The organism is Streptomyces sp. NPDC051555, from assembly GCF_044454405.1.
GTDB lineage: Bacteria > Actinomycetota > Actinomycetes > Streptomycetales > Streptomycetaceae > Streptomyces.
Genome location: NZ_JBITDP010000009.1, coordinates 39,661 through 63,497, shown reverse-complemented (window position 1 = coordinate 63,497; position 23,837 = coordinate 39,661). Strand labels below are relative to the sequence as shown.

The window sequence follows — 23,837 nt, the reverse complement described above, 5'->3', positions numbered from 1 at the left end:
CTCACCTCGAACGGTCGAGCCGCTGGATGAGCAGGTCGGCGAGGTCCTCCCGGGTGGGCGGCGCCGCGTGGTGGGTGAGGTAGATGGCGTTGAGGAGCTGGTCGGCGGCGACGAGCTCGCTCTGGGAGCGGCTGAGGAACTCCCGGATGAGGTCGGCGCCGAGCGCGGCCGCCTCCTCGCCCAGGTGGGCCCGGACCATGGTGGCGAGCCGCTTCTCGCCGGGCGGGCCGAGCTTGAGCTGGATGCAGCGGCGCAGCAGGGCGGCGGGGAAGTCCCGTTCGCCGTTGCTGGTCAGGATGATGAAGGGGAAGGCCCGGCAGCGGATCCGGCCGCCCCGGACGCTCACCTTCGCGCCGTCGTCGGTGAGGACCTGGACCTCGGGTTCGCGGTCGGCGACCCGCTCCAGCTCGGGGAGCGCGAACTCGCCCTCCTCCAGCACGTTCAGCAGGTCGTTGGGCAGGTCGATGTCGCTCTTGTCCAGCTCGTCGATGAGCAGGACCCGCGGTCGGTCGGTGGGCAGCAGCGCGGTCCCGAGCGGCCCGAGCCGGATGTACTTCCCGATGCCGGGCGTCCCGCCGGGATCGCCGCCCCCGGCGGCGATCTGCACGTCCTGGAGGCGGGCGATGGCGTCGTAGCGGTAGAGGCCCTCCTGGAGGACGGTCCGGGAGACCACGGGCCAGCGCAGGACGCGGCCGAGCTTCAGCTCGTGCGCGACGGCGTGCGCGAGGGTGGACTTGCCGGTGCCGGGGTAGCCGGTCACCAGCAGGGGCCGGCGCAGGTACAGCGCGGCGTTGATGACGTCGAGTTCCTCCGGTTCGGGCCGGTGCATCTCGGCGGCGTGCCGGTGGGCGCCGAGCCGCCGGGTGGCGGCGCCGTCGACGGCGCCGGCCGCCTCACCGGGCTCGATGACCGGGCCGCCGTCGAAGTCCCGCCACGGCGGCGGGGGCGGCAGGGCGTCGATGCCGTCGTGGGGCTCGCCGACCCCGCGGTAGATGAGCCACTCGTCGTTCATGGTCGCTCCCCCTTCGTGGCGGCCGCCCGTATCCCGATCCCGATCCCGCGGTGCGGCCCGGCGGGCCCCGCCCCGGCACGGCTGCGGCTCACAGGTCCCCCTGCAACGGTTCGTCGTCCGGCAGCGGGCGCCCGGGGTCGTCCCAGACCAGGCCCAGCCCGGCGGCCCAGTACGCGTCGGGGTCGTGCCCGTGGGCCCGCCCCCGCAGGGACTGGAGCCGCAGGGCCAGCACGCCGCCGCGGCCCGCGTCGGCGAGTTCCTCGCGCAGGGCGCGGTGGAAGGGCGCGCACGGCAGCGTCGGGTCCGCCGGGGGGCGCCGGCACAGCACCACCCCGTAGCCGGCGCGGTGGGCGGAGTGCAGCGATCCGAGGGTGGGGTCGGCGTCCGCGGCCCGACAGTGGACGGGCACGGTGTTGTCGGGCTGGCCGTCGAGCCAGGCGTACGTCGGGGTGCGCCGGCGTCCCCGGTCGCAGTCGGCCCGTTCGTCGAGCAGCGGTCCGGCCTGGACCCGGGCCCAGCGGTCGGCGCGGCGGTGGCCGTCGTCCGTGGCGGGCGGCTCCGGCTCGGGCGGGTGGCGGAAGACCACGGGCCGCTGGGTGCCGACCGGGGCCGCGCCCGCCACCACCCACTCGTCCACGGGCAGGGTGAAGAGGTCGGGTGCGACGGCGGCCTCCAGCAGCGCGGCCCCCTCGTGCGTGTCGCAGCGCCGGAAGGCCTCGGCGAGCGGGGCCCGCAGCACCTCGGGCAGCGCGGCGAGGGTGGCCCGCTCCCCCGCGTCGACGGGGGTCAGGTGCTCGGGGCCGAGGAGGACGGACACCCGCCAGTCGTAGACCCGCTCCCAGCTGTGCGCCCACACCTCCAGCAGGACCGAGGGGCCGGGCGGGAGGATCTCGGCGGCGCGGGCGGGTCCGATCCGGACGGCTTGCCCGGCGGCGGCCAGCCTGCGCTCCTCGCGCGCCCGCTCGCGTTCGAGCAGGCCCCGCTCGTGCCGCTCGCCCAGCTCCCGGCGCAGGGGTCGCCACAGCCGCTCGGCGGTGGCCCGCACCCAGTCCCAGAGCTCCTCGTCGGCGCCGGGCGCGGGCGGCTCGCGGTGTTCGGCGACGCTGACGTCGGTGGCGTAGCGCAGCATGGCGGCGGCTTCGCTGACCCCGCCGGGCGGGTCGTAGAGCAGGCCGAGCCCGTCGCGCCAGCTCAGCGGGGCCAACGGGCCGGGGTCCGGCTCCTCGCCGCGGGCCGCCTCGACCAGCGTCCGTACGGCCTCGGAGGAGCCGGGCGGGGGCAGCTCGGCCAGCAGCCCGCACAGGATGGTCCGCTCGCCGGGGGTGAGGCGCTGGCGGCCGCCGTAGGGGTCGGGCTCGGGGCGCGGGAGTTCGTCGTGCGCGTCGGTCCAGGTGCGGCGGTTGTCGACGTCGCTGAGGTGCTGGTCGTAGTGGTGCAGGTCGTGGGCCTGCATGACGCGGCGGTAGAGCCCGATCCGGCTCTTGGCGGAGATCGGCAGGGTGCGCAGCTGGACGACGGAGACGGCGAGCCCGCCGCCGCCGCGCGCGCGGGCCTTGACCACGCCGACGACCTCGCCGCGGGCCAGGTCGACGACCGGGCCGCCGGACATGCCGTGCTCGATCTCGTCCTCGGCGCCGAGCCGGATGGCGGCGCCGTTGCCCGCGGTGCCGCGCAACCGGGTGGTGCGGCCGGTGATCTCGGGGGCGCCCAGGTCCTCGGTGCAACCGAAGTACGCGACCTCGTCGAAGCGGGGCCTGGCCCGGTCGGTGAGCCAGACGCAGGCGTGCGAGACGGGGGCCAGGACGCGCACGAGCGCCAGGTCGGGCAGCTCCCACAGGCCGGGCCCGCCCGGCCGCCGCTGCTCCAGCCGCTCGGGCAGGACGCATTCCACGCGTCCGGCGACGGTTCCGGTGGCGCCGTCCCCGCCGGAGGAAAAGGTGATGCCGACCTCCCGTCCGACCAGCCGCATCCCACCGCCCCCTTCGCCCACCACGTGCGCGCACGTCAGGACCCAGCCGGGAGCGATGAAGAACCCACTGCCCCAGGTGGCTCCGGTCCCAGGGTCCTCATACCCGTTCGGCGGGGCGTGGACGCGTACGGTCGCGGCCTGGACGAGGGGTTCCAGGAGCTCGAAGGCGCGCGCGGAGTCGCCCGTGCGCCCGTCCGCCATCCCCCGCCCCCGGTCCCGGTGAATCAGCACCCAGCAGCAACCAACGACTGCGTCCGCCAAGCGTGTTGAGGCCATCCAGGCTAGCCCTGCCCGGTGCCCGGCGGGAGGTGTCCGGCCGACGCGGATTATCCTGGCCGGGAAACACCCCCCTCACGCACGGAGCCTGTCTTGTACTTCACCGATCGCGGCATCGAGGAGCTGGAGAAGCGGCGCGGCGCGGAGGAGGTCACCTTCGAGTGGCTCGCCGAGCAGCTCCGCACCTTCGTGGACCTGAACCCCGACTTCGAGGTCCCGGTCGAGCGGCTGGCCACCTGGCTGGCCCGGCTCGACGACGAGGACGAGGACGACGAGTAGTCGCCCCCTTCCCGTCCGGATGCGCCGAAGGCCCCGCCGCAGTGATGCGGCGGGGCCTTCGGCGTACTGGGTACTGCGCCTTGCTGCGGGCGGCTCGCTCAGGCGAGGCGCGCCACGCCGTCCGCGCGGGCCGCGGCGGCGACGGCCGCGGTGACGGCCGCGGCGACGCGCTCGTCGAAGGGCGACGGGATCACGTAGTCGGCGGCCAGCTCGTCACCGACGACGCCGGCGATGGCGTCGGCGGCGGCGATCTTCATGTTCTCGGTGATCCGGGAGGCCCGGACCTTGAGGGCGCCCGCGAAGATGCCGGGGAACGCCAGCACGTTGTTGATCTGGTTCGGGAAGTCCGAGCGGCCCGTGGCCACGACCGCCGCGTACTTGTGCGCGACGTCGGGGTGGACCTCCGGGTTCGGGTTGGCCATGGCGAAGACGAAGCAGTCCTTCGCCATCGTCGCCACCGCGGCCTCGGGGACCGTACCGCCGGAGACGCCGATGAAGACGTCGGCGCCGACGAGGGCGTCCTCCAGGGAGCCGGTCAGACCGGTCTTGTTGGTGAGGCCCGCGATCTCCGCCTTGACGTCCGTGAGGTCGGAGCGGTCGGCGGAGACGACGCCCTTGCGGTCGGTGACGCAGACGTCACCGATGCCGGCGTCCACCAGGATCTTGGCGATGGCGATGCCGGCCGCGCCCGCGCCCGAGATCACGGCGCGCAGGTCCGCGAGGGTGCGGCCGGTGAGCTTGGCGGCGTTGCGCAGGGCGGCCAGCGACACGATGGCGGTGCCGTGCTGGTCGTCGTGGAAGATCGGGATGTCCACGCGCTCCTGGAGGCGGCGCTCGATCTCGAAGCAGCGGGGCGCCGAGATGTCCTCCAGGTTGACCCCGCCGAAGGAGGGGGCGAGCCGGACGATGGTCTCGATGATCTCGTCCGTGTCCTTGGTGGCGAGCGCGATCGGAACCGCGTCGACACCGCCGAACTGCTTGAAGAGAATGGCCTTGCCCTCCATGACGGGGAGCGAGGCCTCCGGCCCGATGTCACCGAGTCCGAGCACGGCGGTACCGTCGGTGACGACGGCGACCACGTTGGACTTCCAGGTGTACTCGTGGACCAGCTCGGGCTGCTCCGCGATGGCGGTGCAGACCTTGGCCACGCCGGGCGTGTATGCGAGGGACAGGTCGTCCTTGTCCCGGACGGGAACGGTGGCCACGATGGCCATCTTTCCGCCGCGGTGAAGCGCGAACACCGCATCCGGGTTGTTGTCCGTAACGCTGTCGCTGCGAGGATTGACGATCTCCGCTGCCACTTTCTTAACCCCTTAAGTCTTTAATTCGTTGAGGGTGACCACTCCTGGTTAAGGGGTGGGCGGGCACCGCGTCCGTACTCCGCGTCGACGGGTTGGTTGATCCGTCTCCGCGAAGGGGAGGTTCGTACGCGCGGGCGCGCCGCACGCGCGCCCTGAGCCCCGGATGAGGGGTGTAAGGATCCGTTCTACCCGAAGAACGCTCACCCAGACGAGTCGATTCCTGCTCGACCATAAGCCTCTTGTCCTAGTTTCGGCGAAAAGTCCAAGAGTCTGTGTCCAGCACCCGAGACGGGCCGCAAAAACTCCGGTAAAGAAGGCCTCGGACGGTGCATACTCCGGCCGCGACAGCCCATCCCCGCAGCGATGTTGGGTTACCGGGGTCGCCCGTTATGCGATTTTGACCTGATGGGCATCCTGAATGCGCCAGTCCGAATGGCAAGATGCCGTAATCACACAAGGTCGCGACACTCGAAGGTGCGTGCCCGACCGCCATCGGATGCTTTCCACCCCTGTCGGAGGAACCAGCTCATGACCGCAAGCACCACCCGCCGCACGACTGCCGCCCGGTCCCGGATCGCCGCGGTCGGCGCGATCGCGGTCGCCGGCGCCCTGATCCTCACCGGGTGTGGCGACCAGACCGACAAGAGCTCCGACACGGGCGGCAAGACGAGCAGCGCCCCGCTGTTCTCGAAGCTCCCGAAGAAGATCCAGGACGCCGGCGTGATCAAGGTCGGCACCGACGCCACCTACGCCCCGATGGAGTTCAAGGAGGGCGAGAAGATCGTCGGTGTCGACCCCGACATCGCCGCCGCCCTCAGCAAGCAGCTCGGCGTGAAGTTCGAGTTCACCTCCGGCACCTTCGCCACCCTGCTGGGCGGTCTGCCCACCGGTCGCACCGACGTCGTCATGTCCTCCATGAGCGACACCAAGGCCCGCCAGCAGGGCCTTGACGACAAGGGCCAGAAGACCGGTAACGGCGTCGACTTCGTCGACTACTTCACCGCGTCGACCGGCATCCTGGTCAAGAAGGGCAACCCGGAGGGCATCAAGACCCTCGACGACCTGTGCGGCAAGAAGCTCGCCGTCCAGCGCGGCACGACGTACGAGCAGTCCGCCAAGGACCAGAGCGCCAAGTGCGAGAAGGACGGCAAGGCGAAGCTCTCCATCGAGGCCTTCGACACCGACGCCGAGGCGCAGACCCGTGTGAAGGCCGGCGGCGCCGTCGCCGACCTGAACGACTCCCCGGTCGCCGCGTACATCGCGCAGACCGCGGGCGGCGGCAACGACTTCGAGGCCGTCGCCAACCCGGGTGACGCCGGCCTCTTCGGCATCGCCATCGACAAGAAGAACACCGAGCTGCGCGACGCCCTGGCCGCGGCCATCGACGCGACGATCAAGGACGGCAGCTACAAGGCCGCCCTGGACAAGTGGAACGCGGCCTCCGGCGCCGTTACCAAGGCCCAGGTCAACGCAGGTCAGTGACCCCCACGCAGCACTGAAGGGCAGTCACTGTGACTGACAAGCTCGAAAAGGTCCCCGGACCGGCGGACACCCCGCCGGCCGGGTCCGTCCCGCCCGAAATGATCCGCGCCATCCCCGTCCGGCACTACGGACGCTGGATCAGCGGGGTGATCGCGCTCGTCCTGTTCGGCGCGATCATCTACGCCTTCTCCCAGGGCAACGTGCGCTGGCAGACCGTTCCCGAGAAGCTGTTCGACGCGAGCATCCTCAGCGGCCTGTGGCACACGGTCCTGATCAGCGTCGCGGCGATGGCGCTCGGCCTGGTCCTCGGCGTCGCCTTCGCCGTGATGCGGCTGTCGAAGAACCCGGTGACCAGCACCATCTCCTGGTTCTACATCTGGTTCTTCCGCGGCACCCCGGTCTACGTCCAGCTGCTCATCTGGTTCAACCTCGCCCTGATCTTCCCGATCCTGAACCTCGGGTTCTACAAGGACGAGATGACCCAGGTCATGACCCCCTTCCTGGCCGCCCTGCTGGGTCTCGGCCTCAACGAGGGCGCGTACATGGCGGAGATCGTCCGGGCCGGCATCCAGTCGGTCGACGAAGGGCAGTCGGAGGCGTCCCACGCACTGGGCATGACCCGCACGCAGACGATGCGCCGGGTCGTGCTCCCGCAGGCGATGCGCGTGATCGTGCCGCCGACGGGCAACGAGTTCATCAACATGCTCAAGACCTCGTCGCTGGTCGTCGCCGTGCAGTACGCGGACCTGCTGCGGGCCGCTCAGGACATCGCGGCCACCTCGTTCGCGGTGATGGAGATGTTCATCGTCGCGTCGATCTGGTACCTCGCCCTGACCAGCGTGTTCAGCGTCGGCCAGTACTACCTGGAGCGCCGTTTCGCGCGCGGCTCGCTGCGCAGCCTGCCGCCGACCCCGCTCCAGCGACTGCGCGCCAACCTGAACATGTTCCGCCGTACGGAGGTGGCGAAGTGACCGCCCAGCCGATGGTCAAAGCCGAGGCCGTGCACAAGTCCTACGGCGCCGCCCACATCCTGCGGGGCATCGACCTCGAGGTCGCGCCGCGCGAGGTGTTCTGCCTGGTCGGCCCGTCCGGCTCCGGCAAGTCCACCTTCCTGCGGTGCATCAACCACCTGGAGCAGGTCAACGCCGGCCGCCTCTACGTGGACGGCCAGCTGGTCGGGTACCGCCAGAAGGGCGACAAGCTCCACGAGCTGAAGGACAGCGAGGTCGCGGCCCAGCGCCGGGACATCGGCATGGTCTTCCAGCGGTTCAACCTGTTCCCGCACATGACGGCCATAGAGAACGTCATGGAAGCCCCGGTCATGGTCAAGGGCGAGAGCAAGGCGGTCGCGCGGGCGCGCGCCGTCAAGCTCCTCGACCGCGTCGGCCTGGGCGACAAGGGCGGGAACTACCCCTCGCAGCTCTCCGGCGGCCAGCAGCAGCGCGTGGCGATCGCCCGCGCGCTCGCCATGGAGCCGAAGCTGATGCTCTTCGACGAGCCCACGTCGGCGCTCGACCCGGAGCTCGTCGGCGACGTCCTCGACGTCATGCGGGACCTGGCCGAATCGGGCATGACCATGATCGTGGTCACGCACGAGATGGGCTTCGCCCGCGAGGTCGGCGACAGCCTGGTGTTCATGGACGGCGGCGTGGTCGTCGAGGCGGGCAACCCGCGCGACGTCCTGGGCAACCCGCAGCACGACCGGACGAAGGCGTTCCTGTCCAAGGTGTTGTAACCCCGCGCACGCGGTGCGAAGAGGGGCGGTACGGACGATGTCCGTACCGCCCCTCTTCGTCGCTCCGCCGGCCTGCGGCCCGAATCCCCTACTTGAGTCCTAGGACCAGCGCGTCCGACGGCGAGCGCCAGACGGTACGGGCCTCCGCGAACCCCGCCTCGCGCAGGGTGCGGGCGTGCCACGCCTCGTCCGGGGTGTCCCCGTCGGCGTGCTCGCCGTAGATCTCGTACCGCTTCTTCGTGGGCTCGGCGAGCACCGGGTCGGCCGCGGCCACGGCCCACCACTCGGCCCAGTCGAGCACGCCCTCGGCGCGGGCCCGGTCCATGCCCGCGTGGCGGTGGGCGCGCTCGGCGGCATTGAGGAGCGGGGTCGCCGGGTCGGGCATGTGGTCGGCGTTCATGAAGACGCCGCCGGGGCGCACCAGGGGCGCCAGCTGCCCGTAGAGCACGGCGAGCTGCGGGCTGTGCAGCCAGTGCAGGGCGGTGGCGGTGAGCACCGCGTCGTAGCCGTCGTGCGGGAGCCGCGCGACCCAGTCGGGGTCCTTGAGGTCCGCGGTGACGAAGGTGACCCGCGGGTCGCCCGCGAAGTGACCCTCGGCGATGGTCAACAGGGCGGGGTCGAGGTCGACGCCCGTACTGGTGGCGTTCGGGAACCGTTTGAGGACGCGGTCCGTGATACTTCCCGTACCGCACGCCAGATCCAGCACCCGGGGCGCCGTGCCGACGACCGCCTCGACCATGTCCAGCATGACCCGGAACCGCTCCTCGCGGTCCGGGAGGTACCACTCCTGCTGGCGGTCCCAGCTGTCCTGCCAGGCCTGCCAGTCCGTTCCGGTCGCTGCGTCCGTCATCTCGAACCCCTCCACCCGTAATACCCTAGAAGGCATAGTGGCCGTTACCCGAACGGCACACCCGCACACTAATCCTCATCCGTAAGGACTACAAGTGGAACTGGCCCATTACTCGGACTATGCCGTGCGCCTGGTCAACACCGAGGAGCCGGCCCGTGGCAAGGATGCGCTGACGTCGGCGGAGACGGCCCGGGCCCTGTTCGGGCCCAGCCTCCAGGACGCCCGCCGGGTCACCGACGCCGACGTCACCCGCTTCCGCAACGTCCGCGCGCGGCTGCGCGCGATCTTCGAGGCGGCCGACTCGGGCGACCACGTCCTGGCGGTGGACCTGCTGAACTCGCTCCTGATGGAGTTCCCCGTGAGCCCGCAGATCTCCGGGCACGAGACGCCCGGCCCGGACGGCGAGCCCAACTGGCACATGCACCTCGCCGACCACCCCTCCAACGCCTCGGCCGGGTACGCCGCGATCGCCTCCATGGGCCTGGCGTTCCACCTGACGTCCTACGGCGCGGACCGGTTGGGCCTGTGCCAGGCGCCGCCGTGCCGCAACGCCTACCTCGACACCTCCACCAACCGGTCCCGGCGCTACTGCTCGGACCGCTGCGCCACCCGGGCCAACGTGGCCGCCTACCGGGCCCGCAAGCGCGAGGAGGCGCTCGGGTCCGGGAACAGCGGACGCACCGCGCGGGCCAGCCAGGACGCCCGGGCCGCCAGCGAGGTCTGACCGGCGGCGGGCGGCCGCAGGCGCAGCCGCCCGACGCCCAGCACGAGCTCGTCGGGCACCACGCCGTAGTCCTCGCTGTCCCCGCTCTCGTTGAAGCCGTTGTCCCCGAGCACCCACCAGCCACCCCCGCGCCGCTCGGCGGCCCGCTTGACGACCAGCAGGTCCTGCTGGAGGGGGTGGCGCAGCACCACGACGTCACCGGGGCGCACGCGCCCGCCGTAGTGGACGAGCAGCTGATCGCCGGAGTCCAGGGTGGGGGCCATCGAGGGCCCGTACACCTCCACCATCCCGATCGGCACGTGCATGTGACACCTTCCCGGTTCCGTCCGTACGTTCGCTCACCGCCCCCATCGTGACGCTGGACTTTTGTCCTAAGCCCACGGGGCCGCCCGCGAATTCCGCTTTCTCACGGAGTAATCTCCCCCTTGAGAAGACGATCACGAGGAGGACCCACCCCCATGCTTTCCCGCTTCTTCGCTCCCAAGGTCACGGTCAGCGCGCACTGCGACCTGCCGTGCGGCGTCTACGACCCCGCCCAGGCCCGTATCGAGGCCGAGTCCGTCAAGGCCGTGCAGGAGAAGTACCAGGCCAACGACGACGCGGACTTCCGTGCCCGCGCCATCACCATCAAGGAGCAGCGCGCAGAGCTCGCGAAGCACCACGTCTCGGTGCTGTGGAGCGACTACTTCAAGCCGCCGCACTTCGAGAAGTACCCGCAGCTGCACTCCCTGGTCAACGACACCCTGAAGGCCCTCTCGGCCGCCAAGGCGTCGAACGACCCGGCGACGGGCCAGAAGGCCCTCGAACTGATCGCGGAGATCGACCGCATCTTCTGGGAGACCAAGGCCGCCTGATCCCGGGCGCGCACGCGGAGGGGCCCGGTCGCTGTGATGCGACCGGGCCCCTCTGCGCACATCCCTCCCGGCCCCCGTGCCGGGAGGGCTGCCTGGTGGCGCCTGGCCAGAATCGTACCCTGGTTCCTGGCTTGCCCATGACGTTCCGGTTAACCCCATGGAACACACAAGGGCGCTGCCCATACAGGTATTTGACGATCGAACAAAGATTCCGCTCTGCGGTACGACCGGGGGTCCGAAGGCCCGTTCCGGTAGGCCCGAAGGCCCGTGCCGCGGGACCGACCGCCGGACCGGCCGACGTGATCCGAAAGACAGGCCGGGTGTGCCGGGAACCCTGGCGGCGGCCCCCTACCGGGCGGTAGCGTCTGGCCGCATGTTCGCTGCCTACGCCGCCCGAATCGACCGTGACCAGCCGCTGAGCGGCCTCGAACTGGGCGAGCGCCCGGCGCCCGAGGCACGCCCCGGCTGGGTGACCGTGAACGTCAGGGCCGCCTCCCTCAACCACCACGACCTGTGGTCGCTGCGCGGGGTGGGTCTCGGCCGGGAGAAGCTCCCGATGATCCTGGGCTGCGACGCGGCCGGGACCGACCAGGACGGCAACGAGGTCGTCCTGCACTCCGTGATCGGCCAGAGCGGCCACGGGGTCGGGCCGGACGAGCCGCGCTCGATCCTGACCGAGCGCTACCAGGGCACCTTCGCCGAACAGGTCACCGTGCCGGCCTGGAACGTTCTGCGCAAGCCCGCGGAGCTGTCCTTCGAGGAGGCCGCCTGCCTGCCGACCGCCTGGCTCACCGCCTACCGGATGCTCTTCACCAATGCCGGCGTGCGCCCCGGGGACTCGGTCCTGGTCCAGGGCGCGGGCGGCGGGGTCGCGACCGCCGCGATCGTGCTCGGCAAGGCCGCCGGGCTGCGGATGTACGCGACGAGCCGCGACGCGGCCAAACGCGAGCGCGCGGTGGAGCTGGGCGCGCAGGAGGCGTACGAGCCCGGCGCGCGGCTGCCCCGGCGCGTGGACGCGGTGATCGAGACGGTGGGCGCGGCGACCTGGTCGCACTCGGTGAAGTCCCTGCGCCCGGGCGGCACCCTGGTGATCTCGGGCGCCACGAGCGGCGACCGGCCCGCGCACGCGGAACTGACCCGGATCTTCTTCCTGGAGCTGAAGGTCGTCGGATCGACCATGGGCACGAAGGAGGAGCTGGAGGACCTGCTGTCCTTCTGCGCGACCACGGGGGTGCGGCCGGTCATCGACGAGGTGCTGCCGCTGGACCGGGCCCGGGAAGGCTTCGCCAAGCTGGAGTCGGGCGACCTCTTCGGCAAGGTGGTGCTGACGGTCTGACGGCCCGGCCCTCCCGCACGCCTCCCCCGTCCGCACCGCGCCCGCGGCACTCCCCGTCTGTCAATTCGGGTTGACACGGCTCACCCGTCAACCTAAATTGACAGCATGACGGAAGCAACCGATCTCGCCGAACGGGCCGGTGACCGCGACCCGCGCGTGGGCCTGCGTGCCGTGGCCGCCCTCCGCAGGCTGCTGGAGCAGCTGGAGGCGGTACAGGTGCGCAGCGCCCGCAACCAGGGCTGGTCCTGGCAGGACATCGCCGCCGAGCTGGGCGTCAGCCGGCAGGCCGTACACAAGAAGCACGGGAGGCTCTGATGTTCGAAAAGTTCACGGCCGGGGCGCGCGACACGGTCACGGGCGCGGTCGACGAGGCCCGCCGCACCGGCGCCGCCCGGGTCACCGAGGACCACCTGCTGCTCGCCCTGCTGGAGCTGGGCGCGCTCGACCGGCTCGGCGTGGACCGGGGGGCGACCGCGGCCGCCCTGACCGAGGCCCGGCGCCGGGGCGGGATGTCGAAGGCCGACGAGGAGGCCCTGGCGGGCCTGGGCATCGACCTCGCCGAGATCGTCGCCCGCGTCGAGGAGAGCCACGGCGAGGGCGCGCTCGCCGCGGCCGGGGCCCGCCCGCAGCGCGGCCGCCCGCAGAGCGCCCGCGTCCGCTTCGCGCCGGGCGCGAAGAAGACCCTGACGCAGTCGCTCCGGATCGCCGTGGGCCGCCGCGAGAGGACCATCACGCAGACCCATCTCCTCCTGGCCCTGCTCGTCGACCCGGGCCCGGTGGCTGACGTGCTGGCCGCGCAGGGCGTGACCTACGCCCGTGTCGCGGCCACCGCCCCGGCCGCCGCCTGATCGGGGCGCCCGGGGCCGCGGCGCGTCAGCGCGGTGCGCGGACCGTGGTGGTGATGCGGGCCGCGGCCGTCGCCAGGTCGGCGCGGATCTCCTCCAGCCGGGCGGCGGTGACGCCGTGGTCGCGGGCCGCGTCGCGCACCTCGTCACGGAAGCGGTCCAGCAGCCGGTCGAGGTCGCGCGCCGGGTCCTCGGTCGGATTCAGGTCCTCGGCCCATCCGGACTCCGCCGCCCGGGCCTTGGCCCCGTCGTGGGTCGCGGTGGAACCCAGCCAGACGCCCGCCAGGGTGCCGATCTTGTCGGTGAAGTCCGACAGCCCCTCGCGGACCCCGGACTTCGTGAACTGCTCCTGGAGCTGGCTCGCGATGCGCTGGACCTCCTCGCGGGCCCGGTCCTGGGCCTCCTTCGCCTGGCGCCGGGCCTGCTGGGCCTCCTCGCGGGCCCGGCGGCTCTCGTCCTTCGCCCGGCGGGCCTGCTCCTTCCACTCCTGGCGGGCCCGGCGCAGCTCCTCCTTGGCCAGTCGCCAGGTCTCGTCCTCGACCCGGGTGTCGGAAGCGGTGGCGGCCGCTGCCGCCCGCATCTCGCGCCGCAGGTCGCCCGCGGCGCCCCGGACGTCGTCGCGCATCTCGGCGGCCAGCTCGGAGACGGAGTCGCGGATCTCCAGCTCCAGATCGGCCAGTTCACCGCTGCGGTCGGCCAGTTCGGCGCGGCCCGCCTCGGTGATCGAGTACACCTTGCGCCCGCCTTCGGTGGCGTGCGTGACGAGCCCCTCCGCCTCCAGCTTGGCCAGCCGCGGGTACACGGTGCCCGCGGAGGGCGCGTACAGCCCCTGGAAGCGCTCCTCCAGCAGGCGGATCACCTCGTACCCGTGCCGCGGAGCCTCGTCGAGCAGCTTCAGCAAGTAGAGCCGCAGGCGGCCGTGGGCGAAGACGGGCGGCATGTCAGAGCACCTTCTTTTCGAGTTCCAGGGGGGCGGACGGAGCGGCCGCGTCGGCCGGCTCGCGGCGCAGCAGCGCGATCGAACCGGAGACGGTCGTGGCCCGCAGCGTGCCGGTCCCGGAGCCCAGTGTGCCGGTGATCCGCTTGGCGCCCAGCTGGCCGGAGACCCGCAGGTCCTCGAAGGCGTTGGAGACCCCGCCGGTGGCGGTGTTGGCCTCGACGCGGGCGTCGGTGGGGTGCGGGAGCCGGATCGCGACCTGCCCGGAGACCGAGTTGAGCGCGATGTCCACCGGCTGCGGGGACGTCTGGTCCGGGTCGAGGTCCAGCAGCATGTCACCGCTGACCGAGTCGGCCCGTACGCTGCCGCCCGCGCCCTCGACCACGGTCAGCCCGCCGGAGACCGAGTGGAAGCCGAGGGTCCCGCTGAGCGCCTGGGCCTCCACGCTGCCGGAGACCGTGTGCGCCTTGACGGCCCCGGACAGCCCCACCAGGGTGGCGTCGCCGGAGACGCCGTTGACGTCGGTGGCGCCCGCGATGCCCGAGACGAAGGCGGTGGCGCTGACGGTCGCGACCTGCACGCGGGTGGCGGCGGGCACGGTCAGCGAGATGACGGCGCTGCGCTCCCAGGCCTTGCGTCCGCCCTCGGAGCCGGAGCCCGTCCAGGCCTTCCACGGCTTGGAGTCGAACCACTTGCGCAGGTTCTGCGAGCCGTTCCAGGGCAGGTCCTCGTAGGAGACGGTGAGGACGTCGCCCTCCTGCACCACGTGCAGGGGCGGCCCGCTGACCTCGGTGACCTGGAGCTGGGCCGGCCCCTCGGCGGCGGCGACCACATTCACCGTGCCGCCCACGACGCGGACGCGGAGCTCGGCGACCGGCTCCTCGAAGGTGAGCTGCTGGGGTTCGGCGATGGACCAGGTCGTCTGGTGTGCCATGGTGCTGATCCTCCTCGGGCGGACGCGCGGGGTGCCGGGGTTCGGCATGACGCAACATATCGCGTCTTCTGAGTAACACGATATATCGCGGTTGCCGGAAGTCAAGCGGCTCGGGCGGCGCTGCGCCGCCGCGTGGCGCCGCGCCCCTTCGCACTCTTCCATTTGGGTGGGTTGGGGGGATTTGCCTTAGCGTGTGGGCATGTCGATCTCCCAGACCTCGGCGGGCGGACTGCTGCTCTGCCGCGCCGAACCCGCCACCGTCCGGCCCGCCGCCACCCACGTCCTGCGCGAGCGCCTGGTGCTCGCCCCGGCGGGCGACTGGAGCGCCCTGGTCCCCGAGCGCCACCCGGCCGCCGGCGCGTCCGGGGCCGAGGAGTCCCTGGCCGAGGTGCTGACCGGCTGGACCTCGGCGCTGGCGGTCGGCGGCAACTGGCCGGTGCTGGGCGTGTGGTGGGAGTCCGGGGAGAGCGGCTTCGCCCTCGCGTCGGGGCTGCGGCGGCCCGTGTCCTATGGATGGGCGGCGGACGGGACCCCGCTCGGCGACCCGGACGCCATGCGCACGCTCACCGCGCGGCTCGGCCTGGATCCCGTACTGGACCTGGAGGAGTTGGAGCGGCTCACCCGCCCCGACGAAGCCGCCGACGGCGGGACCCGGCTGCTGGGGCTGATCGCACTGCTGGCCCGGGCCGGGCTGGCCCTGCCCGCCGGGCTGGCCCCCGGCGAGCGCGCCGACCGGCTGCGGGAGGCGGCCCGCGTCGCCCCGGGGGCCGAGGCCCTGGAGTGGTCCGGCTGGCGCCACGCGGTACGGGCGGAACTCGACGTCGTGGAGGACGGCCCGCTGGGCCCCTGGCTCCGCGGCCCCCGGGCCCGCCTCGTGGGCGCGGCCCAGGTCGCGGCCGGAGCCCCCCTGATGCTGTGGGCGGCCCGCCGCCGCAACTCCGGCTGGCTGACGGCGGGCGCGCTCCTGGTCGCACACGGCGCCCTGGGCCTCGCCTACGACCACGCCCGCCGCACGACCTAGTCGCCCGGCGTCGCCGCCGGTGAAGAATCGTTACGCCGCTTCGGCTTCCGTCTCCGAGCCGGCGCCGGCGCCGGCGCCCGCCCCCACCTCCGCGTCCGCCTCCAGTAACGGGCTCTCGTGGTGGTGGAGCCAGGCGCGGTACGGCGGGGTGCCCAGCGCCGCCTCGCGGTAGGCCGCGCGCAGGTCCTCGTAGACCTCCGCGTGCGCCCCGGGGCGGGTGGCCAGCAGCAGGCGCACCGCGAGCGGGTCCCCGTACAGCGGGCGGATCGCCATGTCCTCGCGCGGCCCGGAGGTCGGCTGGCAGGGGGCGACCGCCTCGCCGGAGACGATCAGCGACGCGGCGGTGTGGTAGTCGGCGTGGAGCACCGGGGGATGCAGTCCGGCACCCGCGAGGACCCGCCGCAGCCCGTCCCACTCTCCGTCGACGGAGGGGTCCACCGTCCACCGGTCGGTGGCGAACTCCCGTAGTTCCACCACCGGCCGGCTGGCCGCCGGATGGTCCCGCGCCATCGAGACGAACTGCGGCTCGCGCTCCATCAGCACGTGCACCTCCAGCCCCTGCGGCACCCGCAGCGGGAAGCCCTCCACCTCGTGCACGAAGGCCACGTCAAGCTGTCCCGAAGCCACCATCCGCAGCAGCGCGTTGGCCGATACGTCCACCACGAGCGAGGTGTCGGTGTCCGGCAGCCGCCGGTGCAGCCTGCGCAGCCAGCCCGGCAGCGCGCTGCTGGCGGTCGAGCCGATCCGCAGCCGCGGCCCGTGGGCGAGCGCCCGCGCCTCGGCCACCAGGGCCGCCATGTCCTCCAACAGGGGTCTCGCCCGGCCGAGTACGGTCCGTCCGAAGGGAGTGGGCCGACACCCCGTGCGCTCGCGCAGGAACAGCTCGCCGTCCAGGGCCCTCTCGATCCGGCGCAGTTGGGTCGTCAGGGAGGGCTGGCTCACCCCGAGCTGCCGCGCCGCCTTGTGCAGGCTGCCGGCGTCGGCGATGGCGCACAGCGCGCGCAAGTGCCTCACCTCGAGCTCCATGTCCCGAGAGTAGGGCGGCCCCCGTGGACCGCACCAGCCACTGATAGCCCCCCGAATCCCGCCATTCTCACGGAAGTTGCCCTGCCGAAATCTCACCGATAGTCCCGCGCTATCGGCCGCTGACATCATCCGCCGCCCGCTCCGGCTCCCGCAGACTCCGGTACCGAACGACCCTCCACCCCCCACCGCACCGGATGAGCAGGAGCCCCCACATGCGCCACTCCCGACGAACCGTGCTCGCCTCCGCCGCAGGACTCGGCCTCGCCGCGGCCCTCGGTGTCCTCCCCGCCACCAGCGCCAGCGCCGCCCCGGCCGCCGCCCCCACCGGCAGCCCGGCGTCGTACGCGGCCTACGAGCGTTCCACGGAGAACGCGAACGCCAACCGCGCCTTCTTCGAGGCCGTGCAGCGCTCGGTCGCCGAACAGCGCGCCGCGAACCCGGGCCTGATGGCCGTCACGGTCACCTACAACACCCGCAGCGCGCCCAGCTTCCGCAGCCAGATATCCCGCTCCACGCAGATCTGGAACTCCTCGGTCTCCAACGTCAAGTTGCAGGAGGTGTCCTCGGGCGGGAACTTCTCGTACCGCGAGGGCAACGACTCGCGCGGCTCGTACGCCAGCACGGACGGGCACGGCCGGGGCTACATCTTCCTCGACTACGCGCAGAACCAGCAGTACAACTCCACCCGCGTGACCGCCCACGAGACCGGGCACGTCCTCGGGCTGCCGGACCACTACTCGGGCCCGTGCAGCGAGTTGATGTCGGGCGGCGGACCCGGCACGTCGTGTCAGAACCCCAACCCGAACGCCGCCGAGCGCTCCCGCGTGAACCAGCTGTGGGTCAACGGCTTCGCCTCGGGCCTCGGTACCAAGGGCTGATCCGGCCCGGCCGCACGGGGGGCGGCCCGGGTTCCCGCCAGGGACCCGGGCCGTCCGCGGCCGCCGGATCGGACCGTCCGGCTCCTTGAGCGAGCGCTCCTGCCCCACCAGGGCGCCGCTCAGGAGCACCCTCTCGCCCCTCGCGCGAACGGCCCGCGGATCAGCGCGGCTTGCGCCACATCGGCCACATCGGCGGGCCGTCGGGAAGCCGCACCGGGGTGCCCGTGAACTCCCATCCGAGCCGCTCGTAGAGCCGCATGCTCCGCTCGCTGCTGGCCTCCAGGTACGCCGCCACGCCGTCCCGGTCGCAGCGCTCCAGCACGGGGCGGATCAACTCGGTGCCCAGCCCCTCGCCCTGCCGGTCCGGGTCGACCGCGATCATGAGCAGGTACTCGTGCTCCTCGGACGTGGGGTGCACCTCGCCCATGAGCCGGCCCACCAGCTCGCACCGCTCGTTGTCCGGGTCCGCGGCCTCGCGCATGCGCGCCGGCACCTCGTCCTCGCCCTCCGGTTCGCCGGCCGGGATCCGCAGCCACAGCGCCGCGGCCGAGCCGTCGGCCGCGCAGTCGATCCGCCCCTCGGCCAGGGCCACGTCGACGAAGACGCCGAGGAACGCGGCGTGCACGGCGCGCCGGTGCTCCGGTTCCGGGAAGACCCAGGTGCTGACCGGATCGTCGAAGAAGGCCGCGTCGAGCAGTCGCGCCACCGCGTCCCGGTCGCCCGGCCCGCCGGCGCGTATCTCCATGACCGTCTCCGCACCCATCAGCCTCACCTTTCGCCACGCGTAACAACCTTGCGCGATCCTAGAGTTGAGCCGAGGCAGCGGAAAGGCCGGTTCCGGCACCTTGCGGTACCGGAACCGGCCTCCTGCCGCCCGCCGGCGCGTCTCAGCGCGTCCGGCGGGTCACGAACTCCGCCAGGGCCAGCAGCCCGTCCGCCGCCCCGGGATCCGGCACGGCCCGGGCGAGCTGCTGTACGGCCCGTCCCATCCGGTCGGCGGCGTGGGCCTGCGCCCAGTCCCGCCCGCCGGCCCGCTCCACCGCGTCCGCCGCCCGGCGCACGTCGGCCGCCTCCATGGGGCCGGCGTACAGGGCGGCCAGTTCGGCTCCCGCCGCGGTGCCCGAGGTGAGGGCGGCCACGACGGGCAGGGACTTCTTGCGCGCCCTCAGATCGGCGCCCGCGGGCTTGCCGGTGTGCTCCGGGTCCCCCCAGATGCCGATCAGGTCGTCGATCAGCTGGAAGGCCAGTCCGGCCTCCCGACCGAAGGCGTCCATCGCGTCGACCTCCTCGGGGCCGGCCCCGGCGTAGAGCGCCCCGAGGGCGCAGGCGCACCCCAGCAACGCCCCGGTCTTGGCCATCGCCATGGACAGGCATTCGTCGAGCGAGACGCGCTCGCGGCGCTCGAAGCCGATGTCCGCCTGCTGACCGCCGCACAGTTCGATGACGCAGGCCGAGAGCCGGGCCGAGGCCCGCCCCGAGGCCGGGTGAGGATCTTCCGCGAGCTGCTGGAGCGCCAGCGCCATCATCGCGTCACCGGAGATGATCGCCTCCGGCACCCCGAAGACGCTCCAGGCGGTGGCCCGGCCGCGCCTGCGCACGTCCTCGTCGATCACGTCGTCGTGCAGCAGGGTGAAGTTGTGCGCCAGTTCCACCGCGACGGCCGCCGGTACGGCGTCGTCCGCGTGCCCGCCCAGCGCCTGGGCGGACGCGAGGACCAGGGCGGGCCGGATGGCCTTGCCCGCCTGGCCCTCGGCCGGGGTCCCGTCGGCCTGCTCCCAGCCGAAGTGGTACATGGCCACGCTGCGCATCGAACCGGGCAGGCCCTCGACCGTTCGGCGCAGTCGCGGGTTGACCGTTTCTCTTGTCCTGGCCAGCAGGAGCGCGGCTTCCTGCCCGTCGCCGGGCGGTGCCTCCGGACCGGTCGCCGCCCCCTCGCCGACCGGCCGTTCCTCGGTGGCCGTCATGCCGTCGTCCCCCCGGGCCGCCGGCTCAGCGCCAGCGCCCGATCTCGACGTTCTCCAGCACGCCGAGGGCGTCCGGCACCAGGACCGCGGCCGAGAAGTAGGCCGTGACCAGGTAGGAGATGATCGCCTGCTCGCTGATCCCCATGAACCGGACCGACATGCTCGGCTCGATCTCGTCGGGGATGCCGGGCTGGTGCAGGCCGATCACACCGCCGTCGTCCTCGCCGGTGCGCATGCAGAGGATGGAGGTCGTACGGGCGTCACTGACCGGGATCTTGCTGCTCGGGAAGATCGGCACGCCGCGCCAGGACGGCACCCGGTGGCCGCCGATGTCGATCGACTCCGGGTACAGCCCGCGCTTGTTGCACTCGCGGCCGAAGGCGGCGATGGCCTTGGGGTGGGCGAGGAACATCTTGGACCCGCGGCGCATGCTGAGCAGCTGGTCCATGTCGTCGGGGCTGGGGGCGCCGTCGTGCGGCTGGATCCGCTGGTCGTACTCGGCGTTGTGGAGCAGGCCGAACTCGCGATTGTTGATCATTTCGAATTCCTGGCGCTCGCGCAGCGCCTCGACCGTGAGCCGCAACTGCTCCTCGGTCTGGTTCATCGGCTGGTTGTAGAGGTCCGCGACGCGGGTGTGCACCCGCAGGACGGTCTGGGCGATGCTGAGCTCGTACTCGCGGGGCCGGGCCTCGTAGTCCACGAAGGTGCCGGGCAGGACGGCCTCGCCGCGGTGACCGGCGGAGAGGTCGATGGCGGCCTCGCCGTGCTTGTTGGTGTCGTGGGCCGGCTGGGAGCGCACCTGCTCGACGTGGGCCCGGAGCGAGTCCACCCGGTCGGCGAGCAGCTGGAAGTCCTGGCGGGACAGGACGAGCGCGGTGCCGGAGGTGGCGGCGCGGGCGGTGTACTCCCAGATCGCCTCGTCGTCGGTGAGCGCGTTCTCCCCGAAGTACGCGCCGTCGGCGACCGTGCGCAAGACGGCGTCCTCGCCGTAGGGACCCGGGCCGATCTGGTCGATCCGGCCGTGGGCGAGCAGGAACACCCGGTCCGCGCTGTTGCCGAAGGAGGTCAGCTCCTGGCCGACCTCGAAGTCGACCTGCTGGCAGCGCTGGGCGAGCTCGGTGAGGACGTCGAGGTCCTCGTACTCGCGCAGCAGGGGCAGTTCACCGAGCTCGGCCGGGATCACCTGGACCTGGGTACCGGTCTTGATGAACTCCACGCGACCGTCGCCGACGGTGTAGGTGAGGCGGCGGTTCACCCGGTAGGTGCCACCCTGCACCGAAACCCACGGCAGCATCTTCAGCAGCCACCGCGAGGTGATCTCCTGCATCTGCGGCTTGGACTTGGTGGTGGTTGCCAAGTTCCGCGCGGCTGCTGTCGCGAGACTGCGCTGCGGCTGCTGAGGCTGGGCCTCGGACTCGGAACCTGCCTGGACCGACATGTGTTTCCCTTTCGATCACTCCATGGGTCTGCGAGTGAAGCCTTGCAGCACGGAGTGTGGTGGGACCATTACACAAAAGGGTGGGACTACTCCGTCCGGGGGATGGGCATGGTGATGGGCCCCCACACGCCCCACGCCCCTCTGGGACCCCACCGGTTCCAGCCATCTCCCCCTCCCGCGCCGAGCCTCCGCCACCCCATCACCTTTAATTTGCCTCGAAGATGCAAGTTTTCTAGAGTGGCGGCATGCGCCTCACCCGATTCACCGACCTGGCACTGCGCGTCCTGATGCGCCTGGCCGTCGAGGAGACGGACCTCCCCACCACCCGCGAGGTGGCGGCCGCGATGGAGGTGCCCTACACGCACACGGCCAAGGTGGTCGCGAAACTGCAGCACCTGGGACTGGTCGAGGCGCGGCGCGGGCGCGGCGGCGGGCTGGCGCTCACGGCCGCCGGGCGCTCGGCATCGGTCGGCGGGATCGTCCGCGAGCTGGAGGGGGCGGGGGACGTCGTCGACTGCGACGGCACGGTCCCGTGCCCGCTGCGCTCCGCGTGCATCCTGCGCGGCGCGCTGCGCCGGGCCCAGGAGGCCTTCTTCGCCGCACTGGACCCGCTGACGGTGAACAGCCTGGTGGCGGCCCCGACCGGGCCGCTCCTGCTGGGCCTCGGCAGCGGCGCCGCACCGGGGGCCCAAAGTCCCGCGCGATGAGGGCCGGTTGGCCGATACGCGACGGCCGTCCGGCTGCCTAGCCTGATCCCGAGGGGCGGTTCGAACGGAATTCCGCACCGCGGTGGAGTTCCCTTCACCCTTAAATATGAGTTTTATATACCACTTACGGTATCCACTACGCGAGGTGCACCAGTGCTGTCCGAGAAGTCGACCACCACCGTCCGAGCCACCCTGCCCGCCGTCGGGGCGGCGATCGGCGACATCACGGAGCTCTTCTACACGAAGCTGTTCGCCGCCCACCCGGAGCTGCTGCGCGACCTCTTCAACCGCGGCAACCAAGCAGCCGGCCTGCAGAAGCAAGCGCTGGCCGGCTCCATAGCCGCCTTCGCCACCCACCTGGTGGAGCACCCGGACGTGCGCCCCGACGTGATGCTGCACCGCATCGCCCACAAGCACGCCTCGCTCGGCGTCACCCGCGAGCAGTACCCGGTCGTCCACACCCACCTCTTCGCCGCCATCGTCGAGGTCCTGGGCGAGGCCGTCACCCCCGAGGTGGCCGCGGCCTGGGACGAGGTCTACTGGCTGATGGCGAACGCCCTCATCGCCATCGAGGAGCGCCTGTACGCCGAGCAGCGGGTCACCGCCGGCGACGTCTGGCGCGAGTGGACCGTCGCCGGCCGGACCGAGGAGACCGCGGACTGCGCCACCTTCCACCTCGTCCCCGCCGACGGCGCCCCGGCGCCGGACTTCAAGCCCGGCCAGTACGTCTCCGTCCAGGTCGCCCTCGCCGACGGTGCGCGCCAGATCCGCCAGTACAGCCTCTCCAGCGCCCCCGGCGTACCCACCCGCTCCCTCACCGTCAAGCGGGTGCACGGCCCGGCGGCCGCGGGCCCCGACGGCGAGGTCTCCGGGCACCTGCACGCGCACGTCCGCCCCGGCGACCGGCTGCGCGTCTCGGCGCCCTACGGCGACCTGGTCCTGCGCGCCCCCGGGGCGCCGCTGCTGCTCGCCTCGGCCGGGATCGGCTGCACCCCCATGCTGTCGATGCTGGAGCACCTCGCCGACACCGGCCACGCGACCCCCGTCACCGTCGTGCACGCCGACCGCTCCCCCGCCGACCACGCGCTGCGCACCGACCACCGGGCGGTCGCGGGCAAGCTCGCCGGCCCCGAAGCCCTGTTCTGGTACGAGGCGGAGCCCGAGGCCGGCGACCGCGCGGGCCGGGTCGATCTGACGGACGTCCCCGTCGCCCCCGGCACGCAGGCGTACCTCTGCGGACCGCTGCCCTTCATGCGGGCGGTGCGGGAGCAGCTGCTGGCCAAGGGCGTGGCGGCGGCCGACATCCACTACGAGGTGTTCGGGCCCGACCTGTGGCTCGCCGCGGCCTGAGGCCCGCCGGGGACCAAGGGGCGCGAGGGGCGTGCGGGATGCGAGGGGTGTGCGGGGCGGCCGGGGACAGAGTCCGACTGTCCGGATCGGCTCGCACACGACTCGTACGCCGTACGAACGACCTGGCTCCACGTGGATCGCCTCCGCTACACCCGTTGCGTAACGAGACGGACACTCAAGGTGACTGTCGCGCACCGCAAAGGAGGTGGCCGTGGCCGCACCCATGTCCGCGGACCGGTTCATCAGGGCACTACGGGGCGAGGAACTGACCGTCGTCCAAGTCGGCTCCTGGCGCACCCACAACCGCAACCACAAGGGCCCCTGGGGCCCCGTCAACGGCGTGATGATCCACCACACCGTCACCCACGGGGCCGAGCACACCGTCGAGATCTGTCGCGACGGCTACGACGAGCTTCCCGGCCCGCTGTGCCACGGGGTCATCACCAAGGACGGCACGGTCCACCTCGTGGGCTACGGCCGCGCCAACCACGCGGGGGCCGGCGACCGGGACGTCCTGGCCGCGGTGATCGCCGAGAAGGCGCTGCCGCCGGACGACCGGGCCGACACCGACGGCAACTCCCGCTTCTACGGGTTCGAGTGCGAGAACCTCGGCGATGGCGAGGACCCCTGGCCCGAGGTCCAGCTCGACGCCATCGCCCGCGCGGCGGCGGCCCTCTGCCGGGTGCACGGGTGGACCGCCCGCTCGGTCATCGGCCACCTCGAATGGCAGCCGGGCAAGATCGATCCGAAGGGGTTCACGATGCGGTCGATGCGGGACCGCGTCACGGAGCTCCTGAAATGACCTGGCCGGGGGGGGGGGGGGGGCCCCCCGCCCCCGCCCCCCCCCCCCCCCCCCCGGGGGGGGGGGCCCCCCCCCCCCCCCCCCCCCCCCCCCCCCCCCGGGCCCGCCCCCCGCCCG

At 72.5% G+C, this 23,837-nt stretch carries 25 protein-coding genes; 14 read left to right on the top strand and 11 right to left on the bottom strand.

The window, feature by feature from the left end:
• Position 1: 1 nt before the first annotated feature.
• Together ACIBEA_RS19965 and ACIBEA_RS19960 are read right to left on the bottom strand one after the other, a co-directional pair.
• Positions 2 to 1,012: an AAA family ATPase gene (locus ACIBEA_RS19965; RefSeq protein ID WP_399262618.1), complete on the bottom strand. Its 1,011-nt coding sequence runs from the start codon at positions 1,010 to 1,012 to the stop codon at positions 2 to 4.
• Between the two features lie 88 nt (positions 1,013 to 1,100).
• Complete coding sequence (locus ACIBEA_RS19960; RefSeq protein ID WP_399262616.1) at positions 1,101 to 3,182, bottom strand: trypsin-like peptidase domain-containing protein; 2,082 nt, start codon at positions 3,180 to 3,182, stop codon at positions 1,101 to 1,103.
• 168 nt (positions 3,183 to 3,350) lie between these two features.
• Here ACIBEA_RS19960 and ACIBEA_RS19955 point away from each other — a divergent pair, with 168 nt between their 5' ends.
• Positions 3,351 to 3,536 (top strand): DUF6104 family protein, encoded by a 186-nt coding sequence (locus ACIBEA_RS19955; RefSeq protein WP_356415216.1) that lies wholly within the window; start codon positions 3,351 to 3,353, stop codon positions 3,534 to 3,536.
• A 98-nt stretch (positions 3,537 to 3,634) separates the two neighbouring features.
• Here ACIBEA_RS19955 and ACIBEA_RS19950 read toward each other — a convergent pair whose 3' ends face one another.
• Positions 3,635 to 4,837: an NADP-dependent malic enzyme gene (locus ACIBEA_RS19950; protein ID WP_399262614.1), complete on the bottom strand. Its 1,203-nt coding sequence runs from the start codon at positions 4,835 to 4,837 to the stop codon at positions 3,635 to 3,637.
• A 528-nt stretch (positions 4,838 to 5,365) separates the two neighbouring features.
• Here ACIBEA_RS19950 and ACIBEA_RS19945 point away from each other — a divergent pair.
• Genes ACIBEA_RS19945 through ACIBEA_RS19935 form a run of 3 tightly spaced genes read left to right on the top strand, consistent with a single transcriptional unit; the run spans position 5,366 to position 8,054 of the window.
• Positions 5,366 to 6,319, top strand: a complete 954-nt coding sequence (locus tag ACIBEA_RS19945; protein ID WP_399262612.1) for an ABC transporter substrate-binding protein — start codon at positions 5,366 to 5,368, stop codon at positions 6,317 to 6,319.
• A gap of 29 nt (positions 6,320 to 6,348) precedes the next feature.
• On the top strand, positions 6,349 to 7,290 hold the full coding sequence (locus ACIBEA_RS19940; RefSeq protein ID WP_399262610.1) for an amino acid ABC transporter permease: 942 nt from the start codon (positions 6,349 to 6,351) through the stop codon (positions 7,288 to 7,290).
• A gap of 11 nt (positions 7,291 to 7,301) precedes the next feature.
• Positions 7,302 to 8,054: an amino acid ABC transporter ATP-binding protein gene (locus ACIBEA_RS19935; protein WP_399262980.1), complete on the top strand. Its 753-nt coding sequence runs from the start codon at positions 7,302 to 7,304 to the stop codon at positions 8,052 to 8,054.
• An 88-nt stretch (positions 8,055 to 8,142) separates the two neighbouring features.
• Here the strand turns inward: ACIBEA_RS19935 and ACIBEA_RS19930 are convergent, their stop codons facing one another.
• Positions 8,143 to 8,904, bottom strand: coding sequence for a class I SAM-dependent methyltransferase (locus ACIBEA_RS19930; protein ID WP_399262608.1), 762 nt, complete (start codon positions 8,902 to 8,904; stop codon positions 8,143 to 8,145).
• 94 nt (positions 8,905 to 8,998) lie between these two features.
• On the opposite strand from ACIBEA_RS19930, the gene ACIBEA_RS19925 reads away from it, so the two are divergent.
• Positions 8,999 to 9,628: a CGNR zinc finger domain-containing protein gene (locus ACIBEA_RS19925; RefSeq protein ID WP_399262606.1), complete on the top strand. Its 630-nt coding sequence runs from the start codon at positions 8,999 to 9,001 to the stop codon at positions 9,626 to 9,628.
• Here ACIBEA_RS19925 and sodX read toward each other — a convergent pair.
• Positions 9,532 to 9,933: a nickel-type superoxide dismutase maturation protease gene (sodX, locus tag ACIBEA_RS19920; protein WP_399262604.1), complete on the bottom strand. Its 402-nt coding sequence runs from the start codon at positions 9,931 to 9,933 to the stop codon at positions 9,532 to 9,534. The two genes, ACIBEA_RS19925 and sodX, sit on opposite strands and share 97 nt — an antisense overlap.
• A gap of 153 nt (positions 9,934 to 10,086) precedes the next feature.
• Between sodX and sodN the strand changes: the two genes are divergently transcribed.
• The 4 genes from sodN to ACIBEA_RS19900 all read left to right on the top strand — a co-directional run bounded on the left by sodN (position 10,087) and on the right by ACIBEA_RS19900 (position 12,666).
• Positions 10,087 to 10,482, top strand: a complete 396-nt coding sequence (gene sodN / locus ACIBEA_RS19915; RefSeq protein ID WP_399262602.1) for a superoxide dismutase, Ni — start codon at positions 10,087 to 10,089, stop codon at positions 10,480 to 10,482.
• A gap of 373 nt (positions 10,483 to 10,855) precedes the next feature.
• Positions 10,856 to 11,818 carry a zinc-binding dehydrogenase gene (locus tag ACIBEA_RS19910; RefSeq protein WP_399262600.1) on the top strand — a complete coding sequence of 321 codons (963 nt, stop codon included), beginning with the start codon at positions 10,856 to 10,858 and terminating at the stop codon, positions 11,816 to 11,818.
• A 105-nt stretch (positions 11,819 to 11,923) separates the two neighbouring features.
• Positions 11,924 to 12,133: a helix-turn-helix domain-containing protein gene (locus tag ACIBEA_RS19905; protein ID WP_399262598.1), complete on the top strand. Its 210-nt coding sequence runs from the start codon at positions 11,924 to 11,926 to the stop codon at positions 12,131 to 12,133.
• The gene (locus ACIBEA_RS19900) at positions 12,133 to 12,666 is read left to right on the top strand and encodes a Clp protease N-terminal domain-containing protein (RefSeq protein WP_399262596.1); all 534 of its coding nucleotides are present in this window, start codon (positions 12,133 to 12,135) and stop codon (positions 12,664 to 12,666) included. The genes ACIBEA_RS19905 and ACIBEA_RS19900 overlap by 1 nt, the downstream gene beginning before the upstream one ends.
• 25 nt (positions 12,667 to 12,691) lie before the next feature.
• Here the strand turns inward: ACIBEA_RS19900 and ACIBEA_RS19895 are convergent, their stop codons facing one another.
• Together ACIBEA_RS19895 and ACIBEA_RS19890 are read right to left on the bottom strand one after the other, a co-directional pair.
• Positions 12,692 to 13,603, bottom strand: a complete 912-nt coding sequence (locus tag ACIBEA_RS19895; protein ID WP_399262594.1) for a helix-turn-helix transcriptional regulator — start codon at positions 13,601 to 13,603, stop codon at positions 12,692 to 12,694.
• Position 13,604: 1 nt separating this feature from the next.
• Positions 13,605 to 14,534: a DUF4097 family beta strand repeat-containing protein gene (locus ACIBEA_RS19890; RefSeq protein WP_399262592.1), complete on the bottom strand. Its 930-nt coding sequence runs from the start codon at positions 14,532 to 14,534 to the stop codon at positions 13,605 to 13,607.
• A 199-nt stretch (positions 14,535 to 14,733) separates the two neighbouring features.
• Here ACIBEA_RS19890 and ACIBEA_RS19885 point away from each other — a divergent pair, with 199 nt between their 5' ends.
• A complete protein-coding gene (locus ACIBEA_RS19885) occupies positions 14,734 to 15,555 on the top strand; it encodes a hypothetical protein (protein WP_399262590.1) in 822 nt (273 codons plus the stop codon).
• Positions 15,556 to 15,585: 30 nt separating this feature from the next.
• On the opposite strand, the gene ACIBEA_RS19880 is transcribed toward ACIBEA_RS19885, so the two are convergent.
• Positions 15,586 to 16,581, bottom strand: coding sequence for a LysR family transcriptional regulator (locus ACIBEA_RS19880; protein WP_399262588.1), 996 nt, complete (start codon positions 16,579 to 16,581; stop codon positions 15,586 to 15,588).
• Positions 16,582 to 16,793: 212 nt separating this feature from the next.
• Between ACIBEA_RS19880 and snpA the strand changes: the two genes are divergently transcribed.
• The gene (gene snpA / locus ACIBEA_RS19875; protein WP_399262586.1) at positions 16,794 to 17,459 is read left to right on the top strand and encodes a snapalysin; all 666 of its coding nucleotides are present in this window, start codon (positions 16,794 to 16,796) and stop codon (positions 17,457 to 17,459) included.
• A 160-nt stretch (positions 17,460 to 17,619) separates the two neighbouring features.
• On the opposite strand, the gene ACIBEA_RS19870 is transcribed toward snpA, so the two are convergent.
• The 3 genes from ACIBEA_RS19870 to ACIBEA_RS19860 all read right to left on the bottom strand — a co-directional run bounded on the left by ACIBEA_RS19870 (position 17,620) and on the right by ACIBEA_RS19860 (position 20,861).
• Positions 17,620 to 18,204: a GNAT family N-acetyltransferase gene (locus ACIBEA_RS19870; RefSeq protein WP_399262978.1), complete on the bottom strand. Its 585-nt coding sequence runs from the start codon at positions 18,202 to 18,204 to the stop codon at positions 17,620 to 17,622.
• 142 nt (positions 18,205 to 18,346) lie between these two features.
• A complete protein-coding gene (locus tag ACIBEA_RS19865) occupies positions 18,347 to 19,423 on the bottom strand; it encodes a family 2 encapsulin nanocompartment cargo protein polyprenyl transferase (protein WP_399262584.1) in 1,077 nt (358 codons plus the stop codon).
• Positions 19,424 to 19,448: 25 nt separating this feature from the next.
• Positions 19,449 to 20,861, bottom strand: coding sequence for a family 2B encapsulin nanocompartment shell protein (locus ACIBEA_RS19860; RefSeq protein ID WP_399262582.1), 1,413 nt, complete (start codon positions 20,859 to 20,861; stop codon positions 19,449 to 19,451).
• Positions 20,862 to 21,106: 245 nt separating this feature from the next.
• Between ACIBEA_RS19860 and ACIBEA_RS19855 the strand changes: the two genes are divergently transcribed.
• From ACIBEA_RS19855 to ACIBEA_RS19845, 3 genes are all read left to right on the top strand, one after another.
• Entirely contained in the window at positions 21,107 to 21,568 is a 462-nt protein-coding gene (locus ACIBEA_RS19855; RefSeq protein WP_399262580.1) for an RrF2 family transcriptional regulator, read from the top strand.
• Between the two features lie 153 nt (positions 21,569 to 21,721).
• Positions 21,722 to 22,918, top strand: a complete 1,197-nt coding sequence (locus ACIBEA_RS19850; RefSeq protein WP_399262578.1) for a globin domain-containing protein — start codon at positions 21,722 to 21,724, stop codon at positions 22,916 to 22,918.
• A gap of 211 nt (positions 22,919 to 23,129) precedes the next feature.
• On the top strand, positions 23,130 to 23,720 hold the full coding sequence (locus tag ACIBEA_RS19845) for an N-acetylmuramoyl-L-alanine amidase (RefSeq protein WP_399262576.1): 591 nt from the start codon (positions 23,130 to 23,132) through the stop codon (positions 23,718 to 23,720).
• Positions 23,721 to 23,837: the final 117 nt, after the last annotated feature.

What these genes read in the sequence shown, in the direction of transcription:
- ACIBEA_RS19965 (WP_399262618.1), bottom strand. Translation starts at nt 1,012, where the DNA reads ATGAACGACGAGTGGCTCATCTACCGCGGGGTCGGCGAGCCCCACGAC.
- sodN (WP_399262602.1), top strand. Translation starts at nt 10,087, where the DNA reads ATGCTTTCCCGCTTCTTCGCTCCCAAGGTCACGGTCAGCGCGCACTGC.
- ACIBEA_RS19880 (WP_399262588.1), bottom strand. Translation starts at nt 16,581, where the DNA reads ATGGAGCTCGAGGTGAGGCACTTGCGCGCGCTGTGCGCCATCGCCGAC.
- ACIBEA_RS19960 (WP_399262616.1), bottom strand. Translation starts at nt 3,182, where the DNA reads ATGGCGGACGGGCGCACGGGCGACTCCGCGCGCGCCTTCGAGCTCCTG.
- ACIBEA_RS19855 (WP_399262580.1), top strand. Translation starts at nt 21,107, where the DNA reads ATGCGCCTCACCCGATTCACCGACCTGGCACTGCGCGTCCTGATGCGC.
- snpA (WP_399262586.1), top strand. Translation starts at nt 16,794, where the DNA reads ATGCGCCACTCCCGACGAACCGTGCTCGCCTCCGCCGCAGGACTCGGC.
- ACIBEA_RS19910 (WP_399262600.1), top strand. Translation starts at nt 10,856, where the DNA reads ATGTTCGCTGCCTACGCCGCCCGAATCGACCGTGACCAGCCGCTGAGC.
- ACIBEA_RS19865 (WP_399262584.1), bottom strand. Translation starts at nt 19,423, where the DNA reads ATGACGGCCACCGAGGAACGGCCGGTCGGCGAGGGGGCGGCGACCGGT.
- ACIBEA_RS19890 (WP_399262592.1), bottom strand. Translation starts at nt 14,534, where the DNA reads ATGGCACACCAGACGACCTGGTCCATCGCCGAACCCCAGCAGCTCACC.
- ACIBEA_RS19895 (WP_399262594.1), bottom strand. Translation starts at nt 13,603, where the DNA reads ATGCCGCCCGTCTTCGCCCACGGCCGCCTGCGGCTCTACTTGCTGAAG.
- sodX (WP_399262604.1), bottom strand. Translation starts at nt 9,933, where the DNA reads ATGCACGTGCCGATCGGGATGGTGGAGGTGTACGGGCCCTCGATGGCC.
- ACIBEA_RS19930 (WP_399262608.1), bottom strand. Translation starts at nt 8,904, where the DNA reads ATGACGGACGCAGCGACCGGAACGGACTGGCAGGCCTGGCAGGACAGC.
- ACIBEA_RS19860 (WP_399262582.1), bottom strand. Translation starts at nt 20,861, where the DNA reads ATGTCGGTCCAGGCAGGTTCCGAGTCCGAGGCCCAGCCTCAGCAGCCG.
- ACIBEA_RS19945 (WP_399262612.1), top strand. Translation starts at nt 5,366, where the DNA reads ATGACCGCAAGCACCACCCGCCGCACGACTGCCGCCCGGTCCCGGATC.
- ACIBEA_RS19905 (WP_399262598.1), top strand. Translation starts at nt 11,924, where the DNA reads ATGACGGAAGCAACCGATCTCGCCGAACGGGCCGGTGACCGCGACCCG.
- ACIBEA_RS19885 (WP_399262590.1), top strand. Translation starts at nt 14,734, where the DNA reads ATGTCGATCTCCCAGACCTCGGCGGGCGGACTGCTGCTCTGCCGCGCC.
- ACIBEA_RS19900 (WP_399262596.1), top strand. Translation starts at nt 12,133, where the DNA reads ATGTTCGAAAAGTTCACGGCCGGGGCGCGCGACACGGTCACGGGCGCG.
- ACIBEA_RS19870 (WP_399262978.1), bottom strand. Translation starts at nt 18,204, where the DNA reads ATGGAGATACGCGCCGGCGGGCCGGGCGACCGGGACGCGGTGGCGCGA.
- ACIBEA_RS19935 (WP_399262980.1), top strand. Translation starts at nt 7,302, where the DNA reads ATGGTCAAAGCCGAGGCCGTGCACAAGTCCTACGGCGCCGCCCACATC.